The organism is Pseudomonas sp. HMSC065H01, assembly GCF_001815235.1.
Lineage (GTDB): Bacteria > Pseudomonadota > Gammaproteobacteria > Pseudomonadales > Pseudomonadaceae > Pseudomonas > Pseudomonas aeruginosa.
Window position 1 is genome coordinate 354,511 of record NZ_KV819906.1, and the last position, 20,222, is coordinate 374,732.

Sequence of the window (20,222 nt, forward strand, 5' to 3'; positions counted from 1 at the left end):
GAACCAGCCGCACCTCGTCTTCGACGGACGAGGGCAGGGAGTCCGACCCATGACACAATCCCACCGACCGCGCCCGCTCGACGGCATCACCGTGGTCAGCCTGGAGCACGCCATCGCCGCGCCGTTCTGCACCCGCCAACTGGCCGATCTCGGCGCGCGGGTGATCAAGATCGAACGCCCCGGCGTCGGCGATTTCGCCCGCGGTTACGACGAGCGGGTCAACGGCCTGTCGTCGCACTTCGTCTGGACCAATCGTTCCAAGCAGAGCCTCAGCCTCGATCTCAAGCAGGCCGAGGCGCTGCCGTTGCTGGAGAAGCTGCTGGCCGGCGCCGACGTGCTGGTGCAGAACCTCGCGCCGGGCGCCGCCGCGCGCCTGGGCCTGTCCTACGAGGCGTTGCGCGAGCGCTTCCCGCGACTGATCGTCTGCGATATCTCCGGCTACGGCGAAGGCGGTCCCTACGAGAAGAAGAAGGCCTACGACCTGCTGATCCAGAGCGAGGGCGGCTTCCTTTCGGTGACCGGCGGCGCCGGGCCGAACGAGATGGCCAAGGCCGGCTGTTCGATCGCCGATATCGCCGCCGGCATGTACGCCTACAGCAGCATCCTTTCGGCCCTGCTGCTGCGCGAGCGCACCGGCGAGGGCAGCCGCATCGACGTGTCGATGCTGGAGAGCCTGGTGGAGTGGATGGGCTACCCGATGTACTACGCCTACCAGGACGCGCCGCCGCCGCCGCGCGCCGGCGCTTCGCACTCGACCATCTACCCCTATGGGCCATTCCCCGCCGGCGACGGCGGCACAGTGATGCTCGGCCTGCAGAACGAGCGCGAGTGGCGGGCCTTCTGCGACAAGGTCCTGCGCCGCCCGGAGCTGGCCGACGACGAACGCTTCTCGGCGAACTTCAAGCGCTCGGCCAACCGCGAAGAGCTGCGTGCGCTGATCGTCGAAGCCTTCGCCGCCTTGCCGGCCGCCGAGGTGGTGGCGCGCCTGGAACAGGCGCAGATCGCCAGCGCCCACGTCAACGACATGGCCGGGGTCTGGGCGCACCCGCAGTTACAGGCGCGGCAACGCTGGACCTCCATCGACAGCCCGGCCGGGCGCCTGCCGGCGTTGTTGCCGCCGGCCAGCAGCAGCGCCTTCGTTCCGCGCATGGATGCGGTGCCGGCGCTGGGCGGCGACAGCGACGCGCTGCTTGCCGAACTGGGCTGTACCGCGGCCGATATCCAGCGCCTGCGCGCGACCGGAACGGTATGAGGAGGCGGACATGAACCGACAGATCGTGCGCAGCGCGCTGTTCGTCCCGGCGACCCGCCCGGAGCGGATCCCCAAGGCCCTTGCCAGCGGCGCCGACCGGGTCATCGTCGACCTCGAGGATGCGGTGGAGGAGGGGCTGAAGGTCGAGGCGCGGGCCAATCTCCGGCGTTTCCTCGTCGATACGCCGGAAGCCCGGGTGCTGGTGCGGATCAACGCGGCGGAGCATCCCGGGCATGCCGACGACCTGGCGCTGTGCCGCGACCACGCCGGAGTGATCGGCCTGCTCCTGCCGAAAGTGGAGAGCGCCGCCCAGGTGCGCCACGCCGCCGTGGCCAGCGGCAAGCCGGTCTGGCCCATCGTCGAGAGTGCCCGCGGCCTTGCCGCGCTAGGCGAGATCGCCGCCGCCGCGGGGGTCGAGCGGCTGTCCTTCGGCAGCCTCGACCTGGCCCTGGACCTCGATCTCAACAGCGGCAGCAACGCAGCCGAACAGATTCTCGGTCACGCCCGTTACGCACTGCTCCTGCAATCGCGCCTGGCAGGCCTGGCGCCGCCGCTGGACGGCGTCTATCCGGCGATCCAGAACCGTGCCGGACTGGTCGAGGCAGTGCGCTTCGCTCGCGACATGGGCTTCGGCGGGTTGCTGTGCATCCATCCGAGCCAGGTCGAGCCGATCCACCAGACATTGATGCCGAGTCCCGCGGAACTGGAGTGGGCGCGTCGGGTGGCAGAGGCCGGCGCCTCCGGTGCCGGCGTCTTCGTGGTCGACGGCGAGATGGTCGACGCGCCGGTGCTGGGGCGCGCGCGACGCCTGCTGGAGCGGGCCGGGGAGGGTGGCTGAACGCGTTCGACAGACGCGAACGCGGGCTTGAGCAATGGCGAATTCTCCGAACGCGCCGGCTGCGTCAGGCTCGTCGATACCTCGAAAGCACAACAACAATCTGAGGTCACGAAATGTTCAAGACGATGGTACGGGCGCTGTTGTGCGCCCTGGCGATCGGTGGCTCCTGCCTGGCGAATGCCGCGCAGCCGATCGTCATCAAGTTCTCCCACGTGGTCGCGGAAAACACGCCCAAAGGCCAGGGCGCGCTGCTGTTCAAGAAACTCGTCGAACAGCGCCTGGGCGGCCGGGTCGAGGTAGACGTCTATCCCAACTCGTCGCTGTTCGGCGACGGCAAGGAAATGGAGGCGCTGCTGCTGGGCGACGTGCAGATGCTGGCGCCGTCCCTGGCCAAGTTCGAGCAGTACACGCGCAAGGTGCAGATCTTCGACCTGCCGTTCCTCTTCGACGACATCCAGGCGGTCGACCGCTTCCAGCGCAGCCCGCAGGGGCGCGCCTTGCTGACCAGCATGCAGGGCAAGGGCATCCTCGGCCTGGCCTACTGGCACAACGGGATGAAGCAGCTCTCCGCCAATCGCCCGTTGCTGGAGCCGGAAGACGCGCGCGGGCTGAAATTCCGCGTGCAGGCGTCCGACGTGCTCAACGAGCAGTTCCGCCAGCTCCGCGCGATCTCCCGGAAGATGTCCTTCGCCGAGGTCTACCAGGGCTTGCAGACCGGCGTGGTGAATGGCACCGAGAACACCTGGTCGAACTACGAGAGCCAGAAGGTCAACGAGGTACAGAAGTATTTCACCGAGTCCAACCACGGCCTGGTGGACTACATGGTGATCACCAACGCGAAGTTCTGGAATGGCCTTCCGGCGGACATCCGCGAAGAACTGCAGCGGATCATGGACGAGGTCACCGTGCAGGTGAACCTCGAGGCCGAGCGCCTCAACCGCGACGCCCGCCAGCGCATCCTCGCCAGTGGCGCCAGCGAGATCCATACCCTGAGCCCGCAGCAGCGCGCCGACTGGCGCCAGGCGATGCAGCCGGTATGGCAGAAATTCCGCGGCAATGTCGGTGCCGATCTGCTCCAGGCCGCCGAAGCTTCCAACCGTCCCGATTGACCCGTCCGGCCCCGCCCGGCCGGGCGGGGCATTGTGGAGAACGCTGCGATGAATCGACTCGTGCGCGTCTGGAACCGCTTCGAGGAGGGCGCTATCGCCTTCCTGCTGGCGGCGATGACGCTGGTGACCTTCCTCTATGTGGTGATGACCAACGTCTTCACCCTGTTCTACGACCTCGGCGACCGCCTGCCGACACTGCGGGCTCCGCTGTACTCGATGGGCGACGCGATCCTCGGGGTAGCCCAGGATATGTCCTGGAGCAACGCGCTGACCAAGGCGCTGTTCGGCTGGCTGATCTTCCTCGGCATCGCCTACGGCGTACGCACCGCCGGCCACCTCGGGGTGGATGCCCTGGTGCGCCTGGCGCCGCGTCCCTTGCAGCGCCTGATCGGGATACTCGCCTGCCTCTGCTGCCTGGGCTACGCCGGGCTGTTCATGGTCGCCAGCTACGACTGGGTGAAGACCCTGTTCGTCGCCGGCATCGGCGCCGAGGACCTCGACCACTTCGGCATCCTCCAGGCCTACATCGCGGTGGTGGTGCCGGTCGGCTTCGGCCTGGTGCTGCTGCGCTACCTGGAAATCCTCGTCAACCTGTTGCGCGGTCGCCAGCTCGGGCTGGGCCTCGCCGACGAGGCCGCCGAGGCCTCCAAACTGGCCGGCGAAGAGGCCGGGGAGAACCGTCCATGACCGTGCTGATCCTGTTCCTGCTGCTGTTCCTGTTCATGTTCATCGGCGTGCCCATCGCCATCTCCCTGGGGCTGTCCGGCGCCCTGACGATCCTGCTGTTCAGCCCGGATTCGGTGCGCTCGCTGGCGATCAAGCTGTTCGAGACCTCCGAGGCCTACACCCTGCTGGCGATCCCGTTCTTCCTGCTCTCCGGCGCGTTCATGACCACCGGTGGCGTGGCGCGGCGCCTGATCGACTTCGCCAATGCCTGCGTCGGGCATATCCGCGGCGGCCTGGCGATCGCTGCGGTGCTTGCCTGCATGCTGTTCGCCGCGCTGTCCGGTTCGTCGCCGGCGACAGTGGCGGCGGTCGGCTCGATCGCCGTGGCCGGCATGGTCCGCTCCGGCTATCCGCGCGCCTTCGGCGCGGGGATCATCTGCAATGCCGGGACCCTGGGCATCCTCATCCCGCCATCGATCGTAATGGTGGTCTACGCCGCCGCCACCGAGACCTCGGTGGGCAAGCTGTTCGTCGCCGGGGTGGTTCCGGGGCTGCTGCTCGGGGTGATCCTGATGGTGGTGATCTACATCGTCGCGCGGGTCAAGAAGCTGCCGGCGCAGCCGCGCGCCAGCTTCCGCGAGTGGCTGGCCGCCGCACGCCGTGCAGGCTGGGGCCTGTTGCTGCTGGTGATCATCCTCGGCGGCATCTATTCCGGGCTGTTCACCCCCACCGAGGCGGCGGCGGTGGCGGCGGTGTATTCGGCCTTCGTCGCGCTGTTCGTGTACAAGGACATGCGCCTGCGCGACTGTCCCAAGGTGCTGCTGGAGTCGGGGCGGCTGAGCATCATGCTGATGTTCATCATCGCCAATGCCATGCTCTTCGCCCACGTGTTGACCACCGAGCAGATCCCCCAGCAGATCACCGAATGGGTGGTGCAGGAAGGCCTGACCCCGATCGGCTTCCTGCTGATGGTCAACGTGGTGCTGCTGGTCGCCGGCAGCTTCATGGAGCCCTCGGCGATCGTGCTGATCCTGGCGCCGATCTTCTTCCCCATCGCCATGAAGCTGGGCATCGACCCGATCCACCTGGGTATCGTCATGGTGGTGAACATGGAGATCGGCCTGGTACACCCGCCAGTGGGCCTCAACCTGTTCGTCACCTCGGCGGTCACTGGCATGCCGCTGGGGGAGACCATCCGCGCGGCGCTGCCGTGGCTGATGATCCTGCTGCTGTTCCTGATCCTGGTGACCTACGTGCCGTTGATCTCGCTGTGGCTGCCGGGCCTGCTGGGCATGAGTTGAGGTCGCGGCGGCGGGGCGCGGGACGCGCTCCGCCGCCCGGCGCAAGGCTACGATCGGCGCGGCTTATAGCTACGATCGGCGCTGTCGCGCAGTGGTAAGACCATGGTCGTATGGTTCGTGGGGTGTGCGCTCGCTACAACTGGGCACAACAAAAACAACACTCACGTACCGAGGTTAAAGCCATGTCTGCGGCATCCCTGTACCCCGTGCACCCGGAAGCGGTGGCACGGACCTTCACCGACGAAGCCACCTACAAGACGATGTACCAGCAGTCCGTCGTCAACCCCGACGGCTTCTGGCGCGAGCAGGCCCAGCGGATCGACTGGATCAAGCCGTTCGAGAAGGTCAAGCAGACCTCCTTCGACGACCATCACGTGGACATCAAGTGGTTCGCCGACGGCACCCTCAACGTGTCGCACAACTGCCTCGACCGTCACCTCGCCGAACGCGGCGACCAGGTGGCGATCATCTGGGAAGGCGACGATCCCGCCGACCACCAGGAAATCACCTACCGCCAGCTCCACGAGCAGGTCTGCAAGTTCGCCAACGCCCTGCGCGGGCAGGACGTGCACCGCGGCGACGTAGTGACCATCTACATGCCGATGATCCCCGAGGCCGTGGTCGCCATGCTCGCCTGCACCCGCATCGGCGCGATCCACTCGGTGGTCTTCGGCGGCTTCTCCCCCGAGGCCCTGGCCGGACGCATCATCGATTGCAAGTCGAAGGTGGTGATCACCGCCGACGAAGGCGTGCGCGGCGGCAAGCGCACTCCGCTGAAGGCCAATGTCGACGACGCCCTGACCAACCCGGAAACCTCCAGCGTGCAGAAGATCATCGTCTGCAAGCGTACCGGTGCGGAGATCAAGTGGAACCAGCACCGCGACGTCTGGTACGACGACCTGATGAAGGTTGCCGGCAGCACTTGCGCACCCAAGGAAATGGGCGCCGAGGACCCGCTGTTCATCCTCTACACCTCCGGCTCCACCGGCAAGCCGAAGGGCGTGCTGCATACCACCGGCGGCTACCTGGTGTACGCCTCGCTGACCCACGAGCGGGTCTTCGACTACCGTCCGGGCGAAGTCTACTGGTGCACCGCCGACATCGGCTGGGTCACCGGCCACACCTACATCGTCTATGGCCCGCTGGCCAACGGCGCCACCACCATTCTGTTCGAGGGCGTGCCGAACTACCCCGACGTGACCCGCGTGGCGAAAATCATCGACAAGCACAAGGTCAACATCCTCTACACCGCGCCGACCGCGATCCGCGCGATGATGGCCGAAGGCAAGGCGGCGGTGGCCGGTGCCGACGGTTCCAGCCTGCGTCTGCTCGGTTCGGTGGGCGAGCCGATCAACCCGGAAGCCTGGCAGTGGTACTACGAGACCGTCGGCCAGTCGCGCTGCCCGATCGTCGACACCTGGTGGCAGACCGAGACCGGCGCCTGCCTGATGACCCCGTTGCCGGGCGCCCATGCGATGAAGCCGGGCTCCGCGGCCAAGCCGTTCTTCGGCGTGGTCCCGGCGCTGGTGGACAACCTCGGCAACCTGATCGAGGGCGCCGCCGAGGGCAACCTGGTGATCCTCGACTCCTGGCCGGGCCAGGCGCGGACCCTGTTCGGCGACCATGACCGCTTCGTCGACACCTACTTCAAGACCTTCAAGGGCATGTACTTCACCGGCGACGGCGCGCGCCGCGACGAGGACGGCTACTACTGGATCACCGGGCGGGTCGACGACGTGCTCAACGTCTCCGGCCACCGCATGGGCACCGCCGAGGTGGAAAGCGCGATGGTCGCCCACCCGAAGGTCGCCGAGGCGGCGGTGGTCGGCATGCAGCACGACATCAAGGGGCAGGGCATCTATGTCTACGTCACCCTCAACTCCGGGGTCGAGCCGAGCGAGGCGCTGCGCCAGGAGCTGAAGCAATGGGTTCGCCGCGAGATCGGTCCGATCGCCACGCCGGATGTGATCCAGTGGGCGCCGGGACTGCCGAAGACCCGTTCGGGCAAGATCATGCGGCGCATCCTGCGCAAGATCGCCGCGGCCGAGTACGACACCCTCGGCGACATCTCCACCCTTGCCGACCCGGGCGTGGTCCAGCACCTGATCGAGACCCATCGCTCGATGCAGGCCGCCTGACTTCCGCCTGATCCGAAACGACCCCGCGCGGTGCGAGCCGCGCGGGGTCTTTCATTTGGCGCGGGCCGAGGAGGAGGGCGTTTCGAATGGGCTCGCGCCGGGAATGGGGCGGCGGTAACACTTCGGTGATGCGCGCCTGCGCATAATTGGGGCGAGAGGAAACGCCACGCACAGCCAAGGTGCGACACGGGGTAGCAGTCGAGGCGAGTCGTAGCGGCCAAGCCATTGAAGGAGAAGGAATTGGCAATTTATGGCTTGAGATTTGCTTTAGTCATTGATTACACTTCGCGCTTTCCGGGCACAAATGTCGCTGCCTGTCAATATCGCCGAATGCCCTCTTCGGTGCTTTTATAATTAGTTGTCGCATTGAAGAAATAACCACTTTCGGCCTGTCGCTAGAATGCCGCTCACCCCAGCTGGCGCCCTGTCCACGAGAAGGCGCCATGCGCAAGAGCCGGTGATCACGCATATCCGTCGGCAGCCTGGGCAAGGTTCTATTTCTCCTGCCAATCGATGCCATCCCCTTCGAAGGAGTTCCAGATGAAGAAGCTCGCACTTCTCGGCGCCCTGGCGCTGTCCGTGCTCTCCCTGCCCACTTTCGCCGCCGACAAGCCGGTGCGCATCGGCATCGAGGCGGCCTACCCGCCGTTCTCGCTGAAGACCCCGGACGGCCAGTTGGCAGGCTTCGACGTGGATATCGGCAATGCCCTCTGCGAAGAGATGAAGGTGCAGTGCAAGTGGGTCGAGCAGGAGTTCGACGGCCTGATCCCGGCACTCAAGGTGCGCAAGATCGATGCGATCCTCTCGTCGATGACCATCACCGACGAGCGCAAGCGTTCGGTCGACTTCACCAACAAGTACTACAACACCCCGGCGCGCTTCGTGATGAAGGAAGGCGCCAGCCTCAACGATCCCAAGGCCGACCTGAAGGGCAAGAAGGCCGGCGTGCTGCGTGGCAGTACCGCCGACCGCTACGCCTCCGCCGAACTGACCCCGGCCGGCGTCGAAGTGGTGCGCTACAACTCCCAGCAGGAAGCCAACATGGACCTGGTGGCCGGTCGCCTCGACGCGGTGGTCGCCGACTCGGTGAACCTCGAGGACGGCTTCCTCAAGACCGATGCCGGCAAGGGCTACGCCTTCGTCGGTCCGCAACTGACCGATGCCAAGTACTTCGGCGAAGGCGTCGGCATCGCCGTGCGCAAGGGCGATAGCGAGCTGGCCGGCAAGTTCAACGCGGCCATCGACGCGCTGCGCGCCAACGGCAAGTACAAGCAGATCCAGGACAAGTACTTCAGCTTCGACGTCTACGGTTCGAACTGACGCTATTCGTCAGAGGTGGCACAAACGTCCGCGACGCCTCGCGCTGTTTGTGCCACTTTTTTATTGACTGGACGCCACTGCTTTAGCGCTGCATTAGCTGCATAGAGGTACCGTTTTGATGATCACTGGCTACGGTGCGACCATCGTCGATGGCGCCTGGCTGACTCTCCAGCTGGCCCTGCTTTCCATGCTCCTGGCCATCGTCCTCGGCCTGCTGGGCGCGGCCTTCCGCCTGTCGCCGGTGCGCTGGCTGGCCTGGTGCGGCGACCTGTACGCCACGGTAGTGCGCGGCATCCCCGACCTGGTGCTGATCCTGCTGATCTTCTACGGCGGCCAGGGCCTGCTGAACTGGGTCGCCCCGCAACTCGGCTACGACGACTACATCGACCTGAATCCCTTCGTGTCCGGCGTCGGCACCCTCGGCTTCATCTTCGGCGCCTATCTCTCGGAGACCTTCCGCGGCGCCTTCATGGCGATTCCCAAGGGGCAGGGCGAGGCCGGCTACGCCTACGGCATGAGCCACCGCCAGGTGTTCTTCCGCATCCAGGTGCCGCAGATGATCCGCCTGGCGATCCCCGGCTTCACCAACAACTGGCTGGTGCTGGTCAAGGCCACCGCGCTGATTTCCGTGGTCGGCCTGCAGGACATGATGTTCAAGGCCAAGCAGGCCTCCGATGCGACCCGCGAGCCGTTCACCTACTACCTCGCCGTGGCCGGCCTGTACCTGCTGGTGACCAGCGTGTCGCTGCTGTTGCTGCGCCTGCTCGAACGCCGCTATTCGGTCGGCGTGAAAACCGCGGAACTGTGAGTCAAGGGGCCCTATCGTGATCTTCGATTTCTCCGTCATCTGGGACAGCCTTCCGCTCTATTTCGACGGCCTGCTGGTCACCCTCAAGCTGCTCTCGATCTCCCTGCTGATCGGCCTGCTGCTGGCGGTGCCGCTAGCGCTGATGCGGGTCTCCAAGCAGCCGCTGGTGAACTTCCCGGCCTGGCTCTATACCTACGTGATCCGTGGCACGCCGATGCTGGTCCAGCTGTTCCTGATCTACTACGGCCTGGCGCAGTTCGACGCGGTGCGCGAGAGCGCGCTGTGGCCCTGGTTGTCGAACGCGTCCTTCTGCGCCTGCCTGGCGTTCGCCATCAACACCAGCGCCTATACCGCCGAGATCCTCGCCGGCAGCCTGAAGGCCACGCCCCATGGCGAGATCGAGGCGGCCAAGGCGATGGGCATGTCGCGCCTGAAGATGTATCGCCGTATCCTCCTGCCGTCGGCACTGCGGCGCGCCCTGCCGCAGTACAGCAACGAAGTGATCATGATGCTGCAGACCACCAGCCTGGCGTCCATCGTCACCCTGGTGGACATCACCGGCGCCGCGCGGACCGTCTACTCGCAGTACTACCTGCCGTTCGAGGCGTTCATCACCGCCGGCCTGTTCTACCTGTGCCTGACCTTCATCCTGGTGCGCCTGTTCAAGCTTGCCGAGCGCCGCTGGCTGGCCTACCTGGCGCCGCGCAAATCCTGATCCGGAGGACCGCATGGAGCGTATCGACCACCTGCTGCCGTGGAGCACCCTGGGAAGCGAGAAGCGCCTGAGCGTGTTCCGCTTCGGCTGCGGCGCGCGCAAGGTCTACATCCAGTCCAGCCTGCACGCCGACGAGCTGCCGGGCATGCGCACCGCCTGGGAGCTGAAGCAGCGGTTGCGCCTGCTGGAGGTGGAAGGCCGCCTGCGTGGCACCGTCGAGCTGGTGCCGGTGGCCAATCCGGTCGGTCTCGGGCAGATGATCCAGGCGCTGCACCAGGGACGCTTCGAAATGAGCAGCGGGCGCAACTTCAACCGCGATTTCCCCGACCTGCTGGACGCGGTGATCGACAGCGTCGGCGAGCGTCTCGGCAGCGATCCGGCGGCCAATGTCGCGCTGGTCCGCCAGGCCCTGCGCGCGGCGCTGGACGCCCTGCCGCCGGCGACCTCGGAACTGGAGGGCATGCAGCGCCTGCTGTATCGCCACGCCTGCGACGCCGACCTGGTGCTCGACCTGCATTGCGACTTCGAGGCCGCCATCCATCTCTATACCCTGCCGCAGCAATGGCCCGCCTTCGCCTCCCTGGCCGCACGCCTGGGCGCCGCTGTCGGGCTGCTCGCCGAGGAGTCCGGCGGCGGTTCCTTCGACGAGGCCTGCTCGGTGCCGTGGCTGCGCCTGTCGCGCCTGTATCCGCGCGCCGAGCTGCCGCTGGCCTGCCTGGCGACCACCGTCGAACTCGGCGGCCAGGCCGACACCACCGTGCAGCAGGCCGAGGCCAACGCCGCTGCGATCCTGGCCTTCCTCGCCGAGCAGGGCTTCGTCGAGGGCGAATGGCCGGCGGCGCCCGAAGCCTGCTGCGAAGGCTTGCCCTTCGAGGGCACCGAATACGTCCACGCCCCGCATACCGGCGTGGTGAGTTTCCTGCGCCGGCCGGGCGAATGGGTGGAGGCGGGCGAACCGCTGTTCCAGGTCATCGATCCCCTGGCCGACCGTGCCAGCACCGTGTGCGCCGGGGTTTCCGGCGTGCTTTTCGCCATCGAACGGATGCGCTACGCGCAGCCGGGACTCTGGCTGGCCAAGGTGGCCGGTCGTCAACCGATCCGTCAGGGACGCTTGCTCAGCGACTGATTAGCCGAGAACACACACATGTACAAACTGGAAGTCCAAGACCTGCACAAGCGCTACGGTAGCCACGAGGTGCTCAAGGGCGTCTCGCTGGCGGCGAAAGCGGGCGACGTGATCAGCATCATCGGCTCGAGCGGTTCCGGCAAGAGCACCTTTCTGCGCTGCATAAACCTGCTGGAACAGCCGCACGCCGGCAAGATCCTGCTCAACGGCGAGGAGCTGAAGCTGGTGCCCGGCCGCGACGGCGCGCTGAAGGCCGCCGACTCCCGCCAGTTGCAGCGCATGCGCTCGCGCCTGTCGATGGTGTTCCAGCATTTCAACCTGTGGTCGCACATGAGCGCCCTGGAGAACGTCATCGAGGCGCCCGTGCATGTGCTCGGCGTGTCGAAGAAGGAAGCCATCGAGAAGGCCGAGCACTACCTGGCCAAGGTCGGCGTGGCGCACCGCAAGGACGCCTACCCGGCGCACATGAGCGGCGGCGAGCAGCAGCGCGTGGCGATCGCCCGGGCGCTGGCGGTGGAGCCGGAAGTGATGCTGTTCGACGAGCCGACCTCGGCGCTCGACCCCGAACTGGTGGGCGAAGTGCTGAAGGTCATGCAGGACCTGGCCCAGGAAGGCCGCACCATGGTGGTGGTGACCCACGAGATGGGTTTCGCCCGCGAGGTGTCGAACCAGTTGGTGTTCCTGCACAAGGGCCTGGTCGAGGAACACGGCTGCCCGAAGGAAGTCCTCGCCAACCCGCAGTCGGACCGCCTCAAGCAGTTCCTCTCCGGCAGCCTCAAGTAACATTCATCGCAGAGGCCGGCTAAGCTGCTCCCATGACTGCCCAACCCCAACGCATCGGTTTCCTCCTCTGGCCCGCCACCCGCGCGCTGACGCTATCGCTTGCCGAGGAAGCCCTGCGGGCGGCCCGGCGGTTGCACCCCGAGGCGCTCTACGAGCCGCTGTTCCTGCTCGCCGAAGCGCCGGCCGAAGAGGAGGGCTGGCGCCTGCCGGGAACGGCCTGGAACGGCAGGCTGGAGCAATGCTCGCGGCTGTTCCTGGTCGCCGACGAGGCGCCGGCGGCGGTGTCGCCAGCGCTGGGCCTGGCGCTCAAGCAACTGGCGCGTTCGGGAGCGGCGATCGGCGCGCTGTCCGCCGGCATCTACCCGCTGGCCCAGCTCGGCCTGCTCGACGGCTATCGCGCCGCGGTGCACTGGCGTTGGCACGATGACTTCACCGAGCGCTTCCCCAAGGTCATCGCCACCAATCACCTGTTCGAGTGGGATCGCGACCGCATGACCGCCTGCGGCGGCATGGCGGTACTCGACCTGCTGCTGGCGCTGCTGTCCCGCGACCATGGCGCTGAACTGGCCGGCGCGGTCTCGGAGGAGCTGGTGGTGGAGCGCATTCGCGAAGGCAACGAGCGCCAGCGCATCCCGCTGAAGAATCGCCTCGGCTCCAGCCATCCGAAGCTGACCCAGGCGGTACTGCTGATGGAAGCCAATATCGAGGAGCCACTGACCACCGACGAGATCGCCCAGCATGTGTGTGTTTCGCGGCGCCAGTTGGAACGGATCTTCAAGCAATACCTGAACCGCGTACCCAGCCAGTACTACCTGGAGCTGCGCCTGAACCGCGCGCGGCAGATGCTGATGCAGACCAGCAAGTCGATCATCCAGATCGGCCTGTCCTGCGGTTTCTCTTCCGGGCCGCATTTCTCCAGCGCCTACCGCAACTTCTTCGGCGTCACTCCGCGCGAGGACCGCAACCAGCGGCGCGGCGGCAGCGCCTTCGAGACGACCTTCACTCCCGTCGAACGCGGCTGATCGCCAACGGCGCGGCGGTTTCAGCCGGGCTTTGCGACGCCCCGGGAGGCGGATCGCCTCGGGAAGTCGCCGAGTTCGCGACGGGCCGTCGGAATGATCGTCTCCAGCAGTTCCAGCGGAACGTCGCTGGCGAACAGGTTGACCACGAAACGCCGGCCGACGTCGTCGCGAAAGACCTCGAACAGCGGCTGTTCGCCGCGCCAGCACTCCAGGCCGAGGCCGTCGCGCGGATTGACGTCGGAGGCGAAGACGAGACGGTAGTCGATTCCCTCGATGGGCATGGCTTGTTTCCCTGCTGTTCCCGCCCGCGGGGCGGCGTAGAAGAAGTATGCACCCGAGTGCATCGCGCGTTTACACTGCGCCTTCCCGATGCTTTCTGTCGCATTTCCGAAAGCCGCGGAAATTCCCGGGTTGGCGCTATAACAAGTTGTCGCATGGCGGCAATGCCGGCCCGGTCCCAATCCCTACAATCCTTTCATCGATAGCCGCCTTCAGGCAGGAGAAACACCGATGTCCGCTCCCCATGCGCAGGTAGAACGTGCCGATTTCGACCGGTATATGGTCCCCAACTACGCCCCCGCCGCCTTCATTCCGGTGCGAGGCGAGGGATCGCGCGTCTGGGACCAGAGCGGCCGCGAACTGATCGATTTCGCCGGCGGCATCGCCGTGACCTCCCTGGGCCACGCGCATCCGGCGCTGGTCAAGGCGCTCACCGAGCAGGCCCGGCGCATCTGGCACGTTTCCAACGTCTTCACCAACGAGCCGGCCCTGCGCCTGGCGCGCAAGCTGGTGGACGCCACCTTCGCCGAGCGGGTGTTCCTCGCCAACTCCGGCGCCGAGGCCAACGAGGCGGCCTTCAAGCTGGCTCGCCGCTACGCCAACGATGTCTACGGCCCGCAGAAGTACGAGATCATCGCCGCCAGCAACAGCTTCCACGGGCGCACCCTGTTCACCGTCAACGTCGGCGGCCAGCCGAAGTATTCCGATGGCTTCGGGCCCAAGTTCGAGGGTATCACCCACGTTCCCTACAACGACCTGGAAGCGCTGAAGGCGGCGATCTCCGACAAGACCTGCGCCGTGGTGCTGGAACCGATCCAGGGCGAGGGCGGCGTGCTGCCGGCGCAGCAGGCCTACCTGGAAGGGGCGCGCAAGCTGTGCGACGAGCACAACGCGCTGCTGGTCTTCGACGAGGTCCAGAGCGGCATGGGCCGGGTCGGCGAGCTGTTCGCCTACATGCACTACGGCGTGGTCCCGGACATCCTCTCCAGCGCCAAGAGCCTGGGCGGCGGCTTCCCTATCGGTGCGATGCTGACCACCGGCGAGATCGCCAAGCACCTGTCGGTCGGCACCCACGGCACCACCTACGGCGGCAACCCGCTGGCGTCGGCGGTGGCCGAGGCGGCGCTGGACGTGATCAATACCCCGGAAGTGCTGGATGGCGTGAAGGCCAAGCATGAGCGCTTCAAGTCCCGCCTGCAGAAGATCGGCCAGGAGTACGGCATCTTCGGCGAGATTCGCGGCATGGGCCTGCTGATCGGCGCGGCGCTGACCGACGAGTGGAAGGGCAAGGCCAGGGATGTGCTCAACGCCGCCGAGAAAGAGGCGGTCATGGTGCTCCAGGCCAGCCCGGACGTGGTGCGCTTCGCGCCGAGCCTGGTGATCGACGACGCCGAGATCGACGAAGGCCTGGAGCGCTTCGAGCGCGCCGTGGCCAAGCTGGTCCGCGGCTGAGCGAACCCACGGGGCCCCGGCGCAGGCCGGGGCACCCGATGCGACATCCCGGAGCGGCCCGCGCCGGAGCCGGGAACCGTGCCGCCGTGCGTGGCGCGGGATCTTCCCTGCTGGACGTTCGAAACCGTGGCACAGGAAGGTGCCGCGGTCCCGCGCATGGATGCGGCAATCATCGTTGTCTGAGAAAGGAGTGACGCCATGTTGGTGATGCGCCCCGCCCAAGCGGCCGACCTGCCACAGGTGCAGCGTCTGGCGGCGGACAGCCCGGTAGGCGTCACGTCCTTGCCGGATGACGCCGAACGCCTGCGCGACAAGATCCTCGCTTCCGAGGCCTCGTTCGCCGCGGAGGTGAGCTACAACGGCGAGGAAAGCTATTTCTTCGTCCTCGAGGACAGCGCCAGCGGCGAGCTGGTCGGCTGCTCGGCGATCGTCGCCTCGGCCGGGTTCTCGGAACCGTTCTACAGCTTCCGCAATGAAACCTTCGTGCACGCCTCGCGCTCGCTGTCGATCCACAACAAGATCCATGTCCTCTCGCTGTGCCACGACCTTACCGGCAACAGCCTGCTGACCAGTTTCTACGTACAGCGCGACCTGGTGCAGAGCGTCTATGCCGAACTCAACTCGCGCGGTCGCCTGCTGTTCATGGCCAGCCATCCGGAGCGCTTCGCCGACGCGGTGGTGGTGGAGATCGTCGGCTACAGCGACGAGCAGGGCGAATCGCCGTTCTGGAACGCGGTCGGGCGCAACTTCTTCGACCTGAACTACATCGAGGCGGAAAAGCTCTCCGGGCTGAAGAGCCGCACCTTCCTCGCCGAACTGATGCCGCACTATCCGATCTATGTGCCACTGTTGCCGGATGCCGCCCAGGAGTCCATGGGCCAGGTCCACCCGCGAGCGCAGATCACCTTCGATATCCTGATGCGCGAAGGCTTCGAGACCGACAACTACATCGACATCTTCGATGGCGGCCCGACCCTGCACGCGCGTACCTCGGGGATTCGCTCGATCGCCCAGAGCCGGGTGGTTCCGGTGAAGATCGGCGAGGCGCCGAAGAGCGGGCGTCCATACCTGGTCACCAACGGCCAGTTGCAGGACTTCCGCGCGGTCGTGCTGGACCTGGACTGGGCGCCCGGCAAGCCGGTGGCCCTGAGTGTTGAAGCCGCCGAGGCCCTGGGCGTCGGCGAAGGCGCCAGCGTGCGCCTGGTAGCGGTCTGAAGGAGCCAGTCATGATCGTACGTCCTGTTACCAGCGCCGACCTGCCGGCCCTGATCGAGCTGGCGCGCAGCACCGGTACCGGTCTGACCACCCTGCCGGCCAACGAGCAGCGCCTGCAGCATCGCGTCAGCTGGGCCGAGAAGGCCTTCCGCGGCGAGGCCGAACGCGGCGACGCCGACTACCTGTTCGTCCTCGAGGACGACGCCGGCAAGGTCGTCGGCATCTCCGCCATCGCCGGAGCGGTGGGGCTTCGCGAACCCTGGTACAACTACCGGGTCGGCCTCACCGTGAGCGCCTCGCAGGAACTCAACATCCATCGCGAGATCCCCACGCTGTTCCTGGCCAACGACCTGACCGGCAATTCCGAGCTGTGCTCGCTGTTCCTCCACGCCGACCACCGCAGCGGCCTCAACGGCAAGCTGCTGTCGCGCGCGCGCTTCCTGTTCATCGCCGAATTCCGCCACCTGTTCGGCGACAAGCTGATCGCCGAGATGCGCGGCATGTCCGACGAGGAGGGGCGTTCGCCATTCTGGGAAAGCCTCGGCCGGCACTTCTTCAAGATGGAATTCTCCCAGGCCGACTACCTCACCGGGGTCGGCAACAAGGCCTTCATCGCCGAGCTGATGCCGAAGTTCCCGCTCTACACCTGCTTCCTCTCCGAGGAGGCGCGCGGGGTGATCGGCCGCGTCCATCCGAACACCGAGCCGGCGCTGGCCATGCTCAAGGCCGAGGGCTTCAGCTACCAGGGCTACGTCGACATCTTCGACGCCGGCCCGGCGATCGAGGCCGAGACCGACAAGATCCGCGCCATCGCCGAGAGCCAGAACCTGGTGCTGGCGGTGGGCACTCCCGGCGACGACGCCGAGCCCTACCTGATCCACAACCGCAAGCGCGAAGACTGTCGCATCACCGCCGCGCCGGCGCGGGCCGCCGCCGGCACCCTGGTGGTCGATCCGCTGACTGCCAAGCGCCTGCGCCTGTCGGCCGGCGCCTCGGTACGCGCGGTGCCGCTGTCGGCGCAGAAGCGCGGTTGAAAGCCTGATGGAGGCGTCCCGGCGAGGGCGCCCGAGGAGTCGATGATGAGTACCCATTACATTGCCGGCCAGTGGCTGGCGGGCCAGGGCGAGACCCTGGAGTCCCTCGACCCGGTTGGCCAGGGCGTGGTCTGGTCCGGGCGCGGCGCTGACGCCACCCAGGTCGACGCCGCCGTGCGCGCCGCCCGCGAGGCCTTCCCGGCCTGGGCGCGGCGCCCGCTGGAGCAGCGCATCGAGTTGCTCGAGCGCTTCGCTGCGACCCTCAAGTCCCGCGCCGACGAGCTGGCCCGAGTGATCGGCGAGGAAACCGGCAAGCCGCTGTGGGAGTCGGCCACCGAAGTGACCAGCATGGTCAGCAAGGTGGCGATCTCGGTGCAGGCGTTCCGCGAGCGCACCGGCGAGAAATCCGGTCCGCTGGCCGACGCTACCGCCGTGCTACGGCACAAGCCGCATGGCGTGGTGGCGGTATTCGGTCCCTACAATTTCCCCGGCCACCTGCCCAACGGGCATATCGTCCCGGCGCTGCTGGCCGGTAACTGCGTGGTGTTCAAGCCCAGCGAGCTGACCCCGAAGGTCGCCGAGCTGACGCTCAAGGCCTGGATCCAGGCCGGCCTGCCGGCCGGCGTGCTCAACCTGGTCCAGGGCGGTCGCGAAACCGGCGTCGCGCTGGCCGCCCACCGTGGGCACGACGGTCTGTTCTTCACCGGGTCCAGTCGCACCGGCAACCTGCTGCACAGCCAGTTTGGCGGCCAGCCGCAGAAAATCCTGGCGCTGGAGATGGGCGGCAACAACCCGCTGGTGGTGGAGGAGGTCGCCGACCTCGACGCCGCCGTCTACACCATCATCCAGTCCGCCTTCATCTCCGCCGGCCAGCGTTGCACCTGCGCCCGCCGCCTGCTGGTGCCGCAGGGCGCCTGGGGCGACGCACTGCTGGCGCGCCTGGTGGCGGTCAGCGCTACCCTGCGGGTCGGTCGCTTCGACGAACAGCCGGCGCCGTTCATGGGCGCGGTGATTTCGCTGAGCGCCGCCGAGCACCTGCTCAAGGCCCAGGAGCATTTGATCGGCAAGGGCGCACAGCCGCTGCTGGCGATGACCCAGCCGATCGACGGCGCCGCCCTGCTGACCCCGGGCATCCTCGACGTCAGCGCGGTGGCCGAGCGACCGGACGAAGAGTTCTTCGGGCCGCTGTTGCAAGTGATCCGCTACTCCGATTTCGCTGCGGCGATCCGTGAAGCCAACGCCACCCAGTACGGCCTGGCCGCCGGGTTGCTGTCGGATTCCCGCGAGCGTTTCGAGCAGTTCCTCGTGGAAAGCCGCGCCGGCATCGTCAACTGGAACAAGCAGCTCACCGGCGCCGCCAGCAGCGCGCCGTTCGGCGGTATCGGCGCGTCCGGCAACCACCGGCCGAGCGCCTACTACGCCGCCGATTACTGCGCCTATCCGGTCGCCTCGCTGGAAAGCCCCAGCGTGTCCCTTCCTGCCACCCTGACTCCCGGGATCAGCCTATGAATGCCCATGAAGTGAATTTCGACGGCCTGGTCGGCCCGACCCACAACTACGGCGGCCTGTCCTACGGCAATGTCGCTTCGCAAAGCAACAGCCAGGCGGTGTCCAACCCGAAGGAAGCGGCGAAGCAGGGCCTGGCGAAGATGAAGGCGCTGATGGAGATGGGTTTCAAGCAGGGGGTACTCGCTCCGCAAGCCCGCCCGGATACCGCTGCGCTGCGTAGCCTGGGCTTCTCCGGCAGCGACGAGGAGGTGATCCGCCGCGCGGCGAAGGAAGCGATGCCTCTCCTCGCCGCCTGCAGCTCGGCGTCGAGCATGTGGACCGCCAATGCCGCCACGGTCAGCCCGAGTGCCGACACCGCCGACGGCCGCGTGCATTTCACCGCGGCCAACCTGAACTGCAAGTTCCACCGATCCATCGAGCATCCCACCACCAGCCGCGTGCTGGCGGCGATGTTCAACGACGAGCGGCATTTCGCCCATCACGCGGCGCTGCCGGCGGTGAGGCAGTTCGGCGACGAAGGCGCGGCCAACCACACGCGCTTCTGCAAGGACTATGGCGATGCCGGCGTGGAGTTCTTCGTCTTCGGCCGCAGCGCCTTCGACAGTCGCTTCCCGGCGCCGCAACGCTATCCGGCGCGCCAGACCCTGGAAGCCTGCCAGGCCGTCGCGCGCCTGCACGGGCTGAGCGAGGCCGGAGTGGTCTACGCTCAACAGAACCCGGCGGTGATCGACCAGGGCGTGTTCCACAACGATGTGATCTCGGTGGGCAATGGCGAGGTGCTGTTCCATCACGAGGATGCCTTCCTCGATACCGAGAAGGTCCTTGCCGAACTGCACGACAAGCTTGGCCGCCGCGGCGGCCGCTTCCGCGCCATCTGCGTGCCGCGCGACCAGGTCGCGGTGGAGGACGCGGTGAAGTCCTATCTGTTCAACAGCCAACTGCTGTCGAAGGCCGACGGTTCGATGCTGCTGGTGGTACCGGAGGAGTGCCGGAACAACCCGCGGGTCTGGAACTACCTGGACCAGCTCACCGGCGACGACGGCCCGATCCGCGAAGTGAAGGTCTTCGACCTCAAGCAGAGCATGCAGAACGGCGGCGGCCCGGCCTGCCTGCGCTTGCGCGTGGCGCTGCAGGAGCGGGAGCTGGCGGCGGTGAATCCGGGGGTGATCATGAGCGCCGGCCTGTACGACACGCTGGTAGCCTGGGTCGACCGGCACTACCGCGACCGCCTGAGCGAAACCGACCTGGCCGACCCGCAACTGCTGCTGGAGTGCCGGACGGCATTGGATGAACTGACGCAGATCCTTAAACTGGGTTCGGTTTATTCCTTCCAACTCGATTGAGAGCCTCGCCACCATGTCCGATAGCCTGCAACTGATCCTCGAAGATACCGACGGCACCCAGCTGGAAACTTCCTGCACCCGTTTCGCCGTGGTCTGGCAGGGCAAGGAAGTGTGGGTCCAGCAAGCCGGCAACGGCCAGTTGCTGATCGGCGTCGACGTCGAAGACGGCGATACCGAATACACCAACCTGCTGCTGCGGCCGATGGCGACCAACCTGGTCAGCCTGCAACTGGAGATGGAGCCGATCGAAGAGGGCGACGACCACGAGCACGGCCCCGACTGCGGCTGCGACCACACCCACTGACTGAGGAC

The 20,222-nt window shown here is 66.7% G+C and carries 19 protein-coding genes; 18 read left to right on the plus strand and 1 reads right to left on the minus strand.

What is annotated here, in order from left to right; translation table 11 throughout:
- Positions 1-49 precede the first annotated feature (49 nt).
- From HMPREF3014_RS21955 to argR, 12 genes are all read left to right on the plus strand, one after another.
- Positions 50-1,252: a CaiB/BaiF CoA transferase family protein gene (locus HMPREF3014_RS21955; protein WP_003085918.1), complete on the plus strand. Its 1,203-nt coding sequence runs from the start codon at positions 50-52 to the stop codon at positions 1,250-1,252.
- A 10-nt stretch (positions 1,253-1,262) separates the two neighbouring features.
- Entirely contained in the window at positions 1,263-2,090 is an 828-nt protein-coding gene (locus tag HMPREF3014_RS21960; protein WP_003123245.1) for an HpcH/HpaI aldolase/citrate lyase family protein, read from the plus strand.
- Between the two features lie 113 nt (positions 2,091-2,203).
- On the plus strand, positions 2,204-3,199 hold the full coding sequence (locus HMPREF3014_RS21965) for a TRAP transporter substrate-binding protein (RefSeq protein WP_003114244.1): 996 nt from the start codon (positions 2,204-2,206) through the stop codon (positions 3,197-3,199).
- A 48-nt stretch (positions 3,200-3,247) separates the two neighbouring features.
- A complete protein-coding gene (locus tag HMPREF3014_RS21970; protein WP_003114245.1) occupies positions 3,248-3,886 on the plus strand; it encodes a TRAP transporter small permease in 639 nt (212 codons plus the stop codon).
- On the plus strand, positions 3,883-5,166 hold the full coding sequence (gene dctM, locus HMPREF3014_RS21975; protein WP_003117122.1) for a C4-dicarboxylate TRAP transporter large permease protein DctM: 1,284 nt from the start codon (positions 3,883-3,885) through the stop codon (positions 5,164-5,166). The genes HMPREF3014_RS21970 and dctM overlap by 4 nt, the downstream gene beginning before the upstream one ends.
- Before the next feature lie 182 nt (positions 5,167-5,348).
- Positions 5,349-7,304 (plus strand): acetate--CoA ligase, encoded by a 1,956-nt coding sequence (acs, locus tag HMPREF3014_RS21980; protein ID WP_003110260.1) that lies wholly within the window; start codon positions 5,349-5,351, stop codon positions 7,302-7,304.
- Positions 7,305-7,844: 540 nt separating this feature from the next.
- A complete protein-coding gene (locus HMPREF3014_RS21985; protein ID WP_003085932.1) occupies positions 7,845-8,624 on the plus strand; it encodes an ABC transporter substrate-binding protein in 780 nt (259 codons plus the stop codon).
- A gap of 118 nt (positions 8,625-8,742) precedes the next feature.
- The gene (locus HMPREF3014_RS21990; protein WP_003085934.1) at positions 8,743-9,432 is read left to right on the plus strand and encodes an ABC transporter permease; all 690 of its coding nucleotides are present in this window, start codon (positions 8,743-8,745) and stop codon (positions 9,430-9,432) included.
- A gap of 16 nt (positions 9,433-9,448) precedes the next feature.
- Positions 9,449-10,147: an ABC transporter permease gene (locus HMPREF3014_RS21995; protein WP_003085936.1), complete on the plus strand. Its 699-nt coding sequence runs from the start codon at positions 9,449-9,451 to the stop codon at positions 10,145-10,147.
- A gap of 13 nt (positions 10,148-10,160) precedes the next feature.
- A complete protein-coding gene (locus HMPREF3014_RS22000; protein WP_009876012.1) occupies positions 10,161-11,273 on the plus strand; it encodes a M14 family metallopeptidase in 1,113 nt (370 codons plus the stop codon).
- Positions 11,274-11,291: 18 nt separating this feature from the next.
- Positions 11,292-12,056, plus strand: a complete 765-nt coding sequence (gene aotP / locus HMPREF3014_RS22005) for an arginine/ornithine transport ATP-binding protein AotP (RefSeq protein WP_003085940.1) — start codon at positions 11,292-11,294, stop codon at positions 12,054-12,056.
- Between the two features lie 32 nt (positions 12,057-12,088).
- Positions 12,089-13,078, plus strand: a complete 990-nt coding sequence (gene argR / locus HMPREF3014_RS22010; protein WP_003085944.1) for a transcriptional regulator ArgR — start codon at positions 12,089-12,091, stop codon at positions 13,076-13,078.
- A gap of 20 nt (positions 13,079-13,098) precedes the next feature.
- On the opposite strand, the gene HMPREF3014_RS22015 is transcribed toward argR, so the two are convergent.
- Positions 13,099-13,422, minus strand: a complete 324-nt coding sequence (locus HMPREF3014_RS22015) for a hypothetical protein (RefSeq protein ID WP_025270892.1) — start codon at positions 13,420-13,422, stop codon at positions 13,099-13,101.
- 166 nt (positions 13,423-13,588) lie between these two features.
- On the opposite strand from HMPREF3014_RS22015, the gene aruC reads away from it, so the two are divergent.
- The 6 genes from aruC (at position 13,589) to HMPREF3014_RS22045 (ending at position 20,214) form a co-directional block, all read left to right on the plus strand.
- A complete protein-coding gene (gene aruC / locus HMPREF3014_RS22020; RefSeq protein ID WP_023087742.1) occupies positions 13,589-14,809 on the plus strand; it encodes a bifunctional succinylornithine transaminase/acetylornithine aminotransferase in 1,221 nt (406 codons plus the stop codon).
- 198 nt (positions 14,810-15,007) lie between these two features.
- Positions 15,008-16,024: an arginine/ornithine succinyltransferase subunit alpha gene (gene aruF, locus HMPREF3014_RS22025; RefSeq protein ID WP_003085950.1), complete on the plus strand. Its 1,017-nt coding sequence runs from the start codon at positions 15,008-15,010 to the stop codon at positions 16,022-16,024.
- A gap of 11 nt (positions 16,025-16,035) precedes the next feature.
- Positions 16,036-17,058, plus strand: coding sequence for an arginine N-succinyltransferase (gene astA / locus HMPREF3014_RS22030; RefSeq protein WP_003112607.1), 1,023 nt, complete (start codon positions 16,036-16,038; stop codon positions 17,056-17,058).
- A 42-nt stretch (positions 17,059-17,100) separates the two neighbouring features.
- Positions 17,101-18,567 (plus strand): succinylglutamate-semialdehyde dehydrogenase, encoded by a 1,467-nt coding sequence (gene astD, locus HMPREF3014_RS22035; RefSeq protein WP_073647905.1) that lies wholly within the window; start codon positions 17,101-17,103, stop codon positions 18,565-18,567.
- A complete protein-coding gene (gene astB, locus HMPREF3014_RS22040; RefSeq protein WP_023087740.1) occupies positions 18,564-19,910 on the plus strand; it encodes an N-succinylarginine dihydrolase in 1,347 nt (448 codons plus the stop codon). The genes astD and astB overlap by 4 nt, the downstream gene beginning before the upstream one ends.
- 13 nt (positions 19,911-19,923) lie before the next feature.
- Complete coding sequence (locus HMPREF3014_RS22045) at positions 19,924-20,214, plus strand: hypothetical protein (RefSeq protein WP_003085959.1); 291 nt, start codon at positions 19,924-19,926, stop codon at positions 20,212-20,214.
- Positions 20,215-20,222 lie beyond the last annotated feature (8 nt).

What these genes read in the sequence shown, in the direction of transcription:
- HMPREF3014_RS21955 (WP_003085918.1), top strand. Translation starts at nt 50, where the DNA reads ATGACACAATCCCACCGACCGCGCCCGCTCGACGGCATCACCGTGGTC.
- HMPREF3014_RS21960 (WP_003123245.1), top strand. Translation starts at nt 1,263, where the DNA reads ATGAACCGACAGATCGTGCGCAGCGCGCTGTTCGTCCCGGCGACCCGC.
- HMPREF3014_RS21965 (WP_003114244.1), top strand. Translation starts at nt 2,204, where the DNA reads ATGTTCAAGACGATGGTACGGGCGCTGTTGTGCGCCCTGGCGATCGGT.
- HMPREF3014_RS21970 (WP_003114245.1), top strand. Translation starts at nt 3,248, where the DNA reads ATGAATCGACTCGTGCGCGTCTGGAACCGCTTCGAGGAGGGCGCTATC.
- dctM (WP_003117122.1), top strand. Translation starts at nt 3,883, where the DNA reads ATGACCGTGCTGATCCTGTTCCTGCTGCTGTTCCTGTTCATGTTCATC.
- acs (WP_003110260.1), top strand. Translation starts at nt 5,349, where the DNA reads ATGTCTGCGGCATCCCTGTACCCCGTGCACCCGGAAGCGGTGGCACGG.
- HMPREF3014_RS21985 (WP_003085932.1), top strand. Translation starts at nt 7,845, where the DNA reads ATGAAGAAGCTCGCACTTCTCGGCGCCCTGGCGCTGTCCGTGCTCTCC.
- HMPREF3014_RS21990 (WP_003085934.1), top strand. Translation starts at nt 8,743, where the DNA reads ATGATCACTGGCTACGGTGCGACCATCGTCGATGGCGCCTGGCTGACT.
- HMPREF3014_RS22000 (WP_009876012.1), top strand. Translation starts at nt 10,161, where the DNA reads ATGGAGCGTATCGACCACCTGCTGCCGTGGAGCACCCTGGGAAGCGAG.
- aotP (WP_003085940.1), top strand. Translation starts at nt 11,292, where the DNA reads ATGTACAAACTGGAAGTCCAAGACCTGCACAAGCGCTACGGTAGCCAC.
- argR (WP_003085944.1), top strand. Translation starts at nt 12,089, where the DNA reads ATGACTGCCCAACCCCAACGCATCGGTTTCCTCCTCTGGCCCGCCACC.
- HMPREF3014_RS22015 (WP_025270892.1), bottom strand. Translation starts at nt 13,422, where the DNA reads ATGCACTCGGGTGCATACTTCTTCTACGCCGCCCCGCGGGCGGGAACA.
- aruC (WP_023087742.1), top strand. Translation starts at nt 13,589, where the DNA reads ATGTCCGCTCCCCATGCGCAGGTAGAACGTGCCGATTTCGACCGGTAT.
- aruF (WP_003085950.1), top strand. Translation starts at nt 15,008, where the DNA reads ATGTTGGTGATGCGCCCCGCCCAAGCGGCCGACCTGCCACAGGTGCAG.
- astA (WP_003112607.1), top strand. Translation starts at nt 16,036, where the DNA reads ATGATCGTACGTCCTGTTACCAGCGCCGACCTGCCGGCCCTGATCGAG.
- astD (WP_073647905.1), top strand. Translation starts at nt 17,101, where the DNA reads ATGATGAGTACCCATTACATTGCCGGCCAGTGGCTGGCGGGCCAGGGC.
- astB (WP_023087740.1), top strand. Translation starts at nt 18,564, where the DNA reads ATGAATGCCCATGAAGTGAATTTCGACGGCCTGGTCGGCCCGACCCAC.
- HMPREF3014_RS22045 (WP_003085959.1), top strand. Translation starts at nt 19,924, where the DNA reads ATGTCCGATAGCCTGCAACTGATCCTCGAAGATACCGACGGCACCCAG.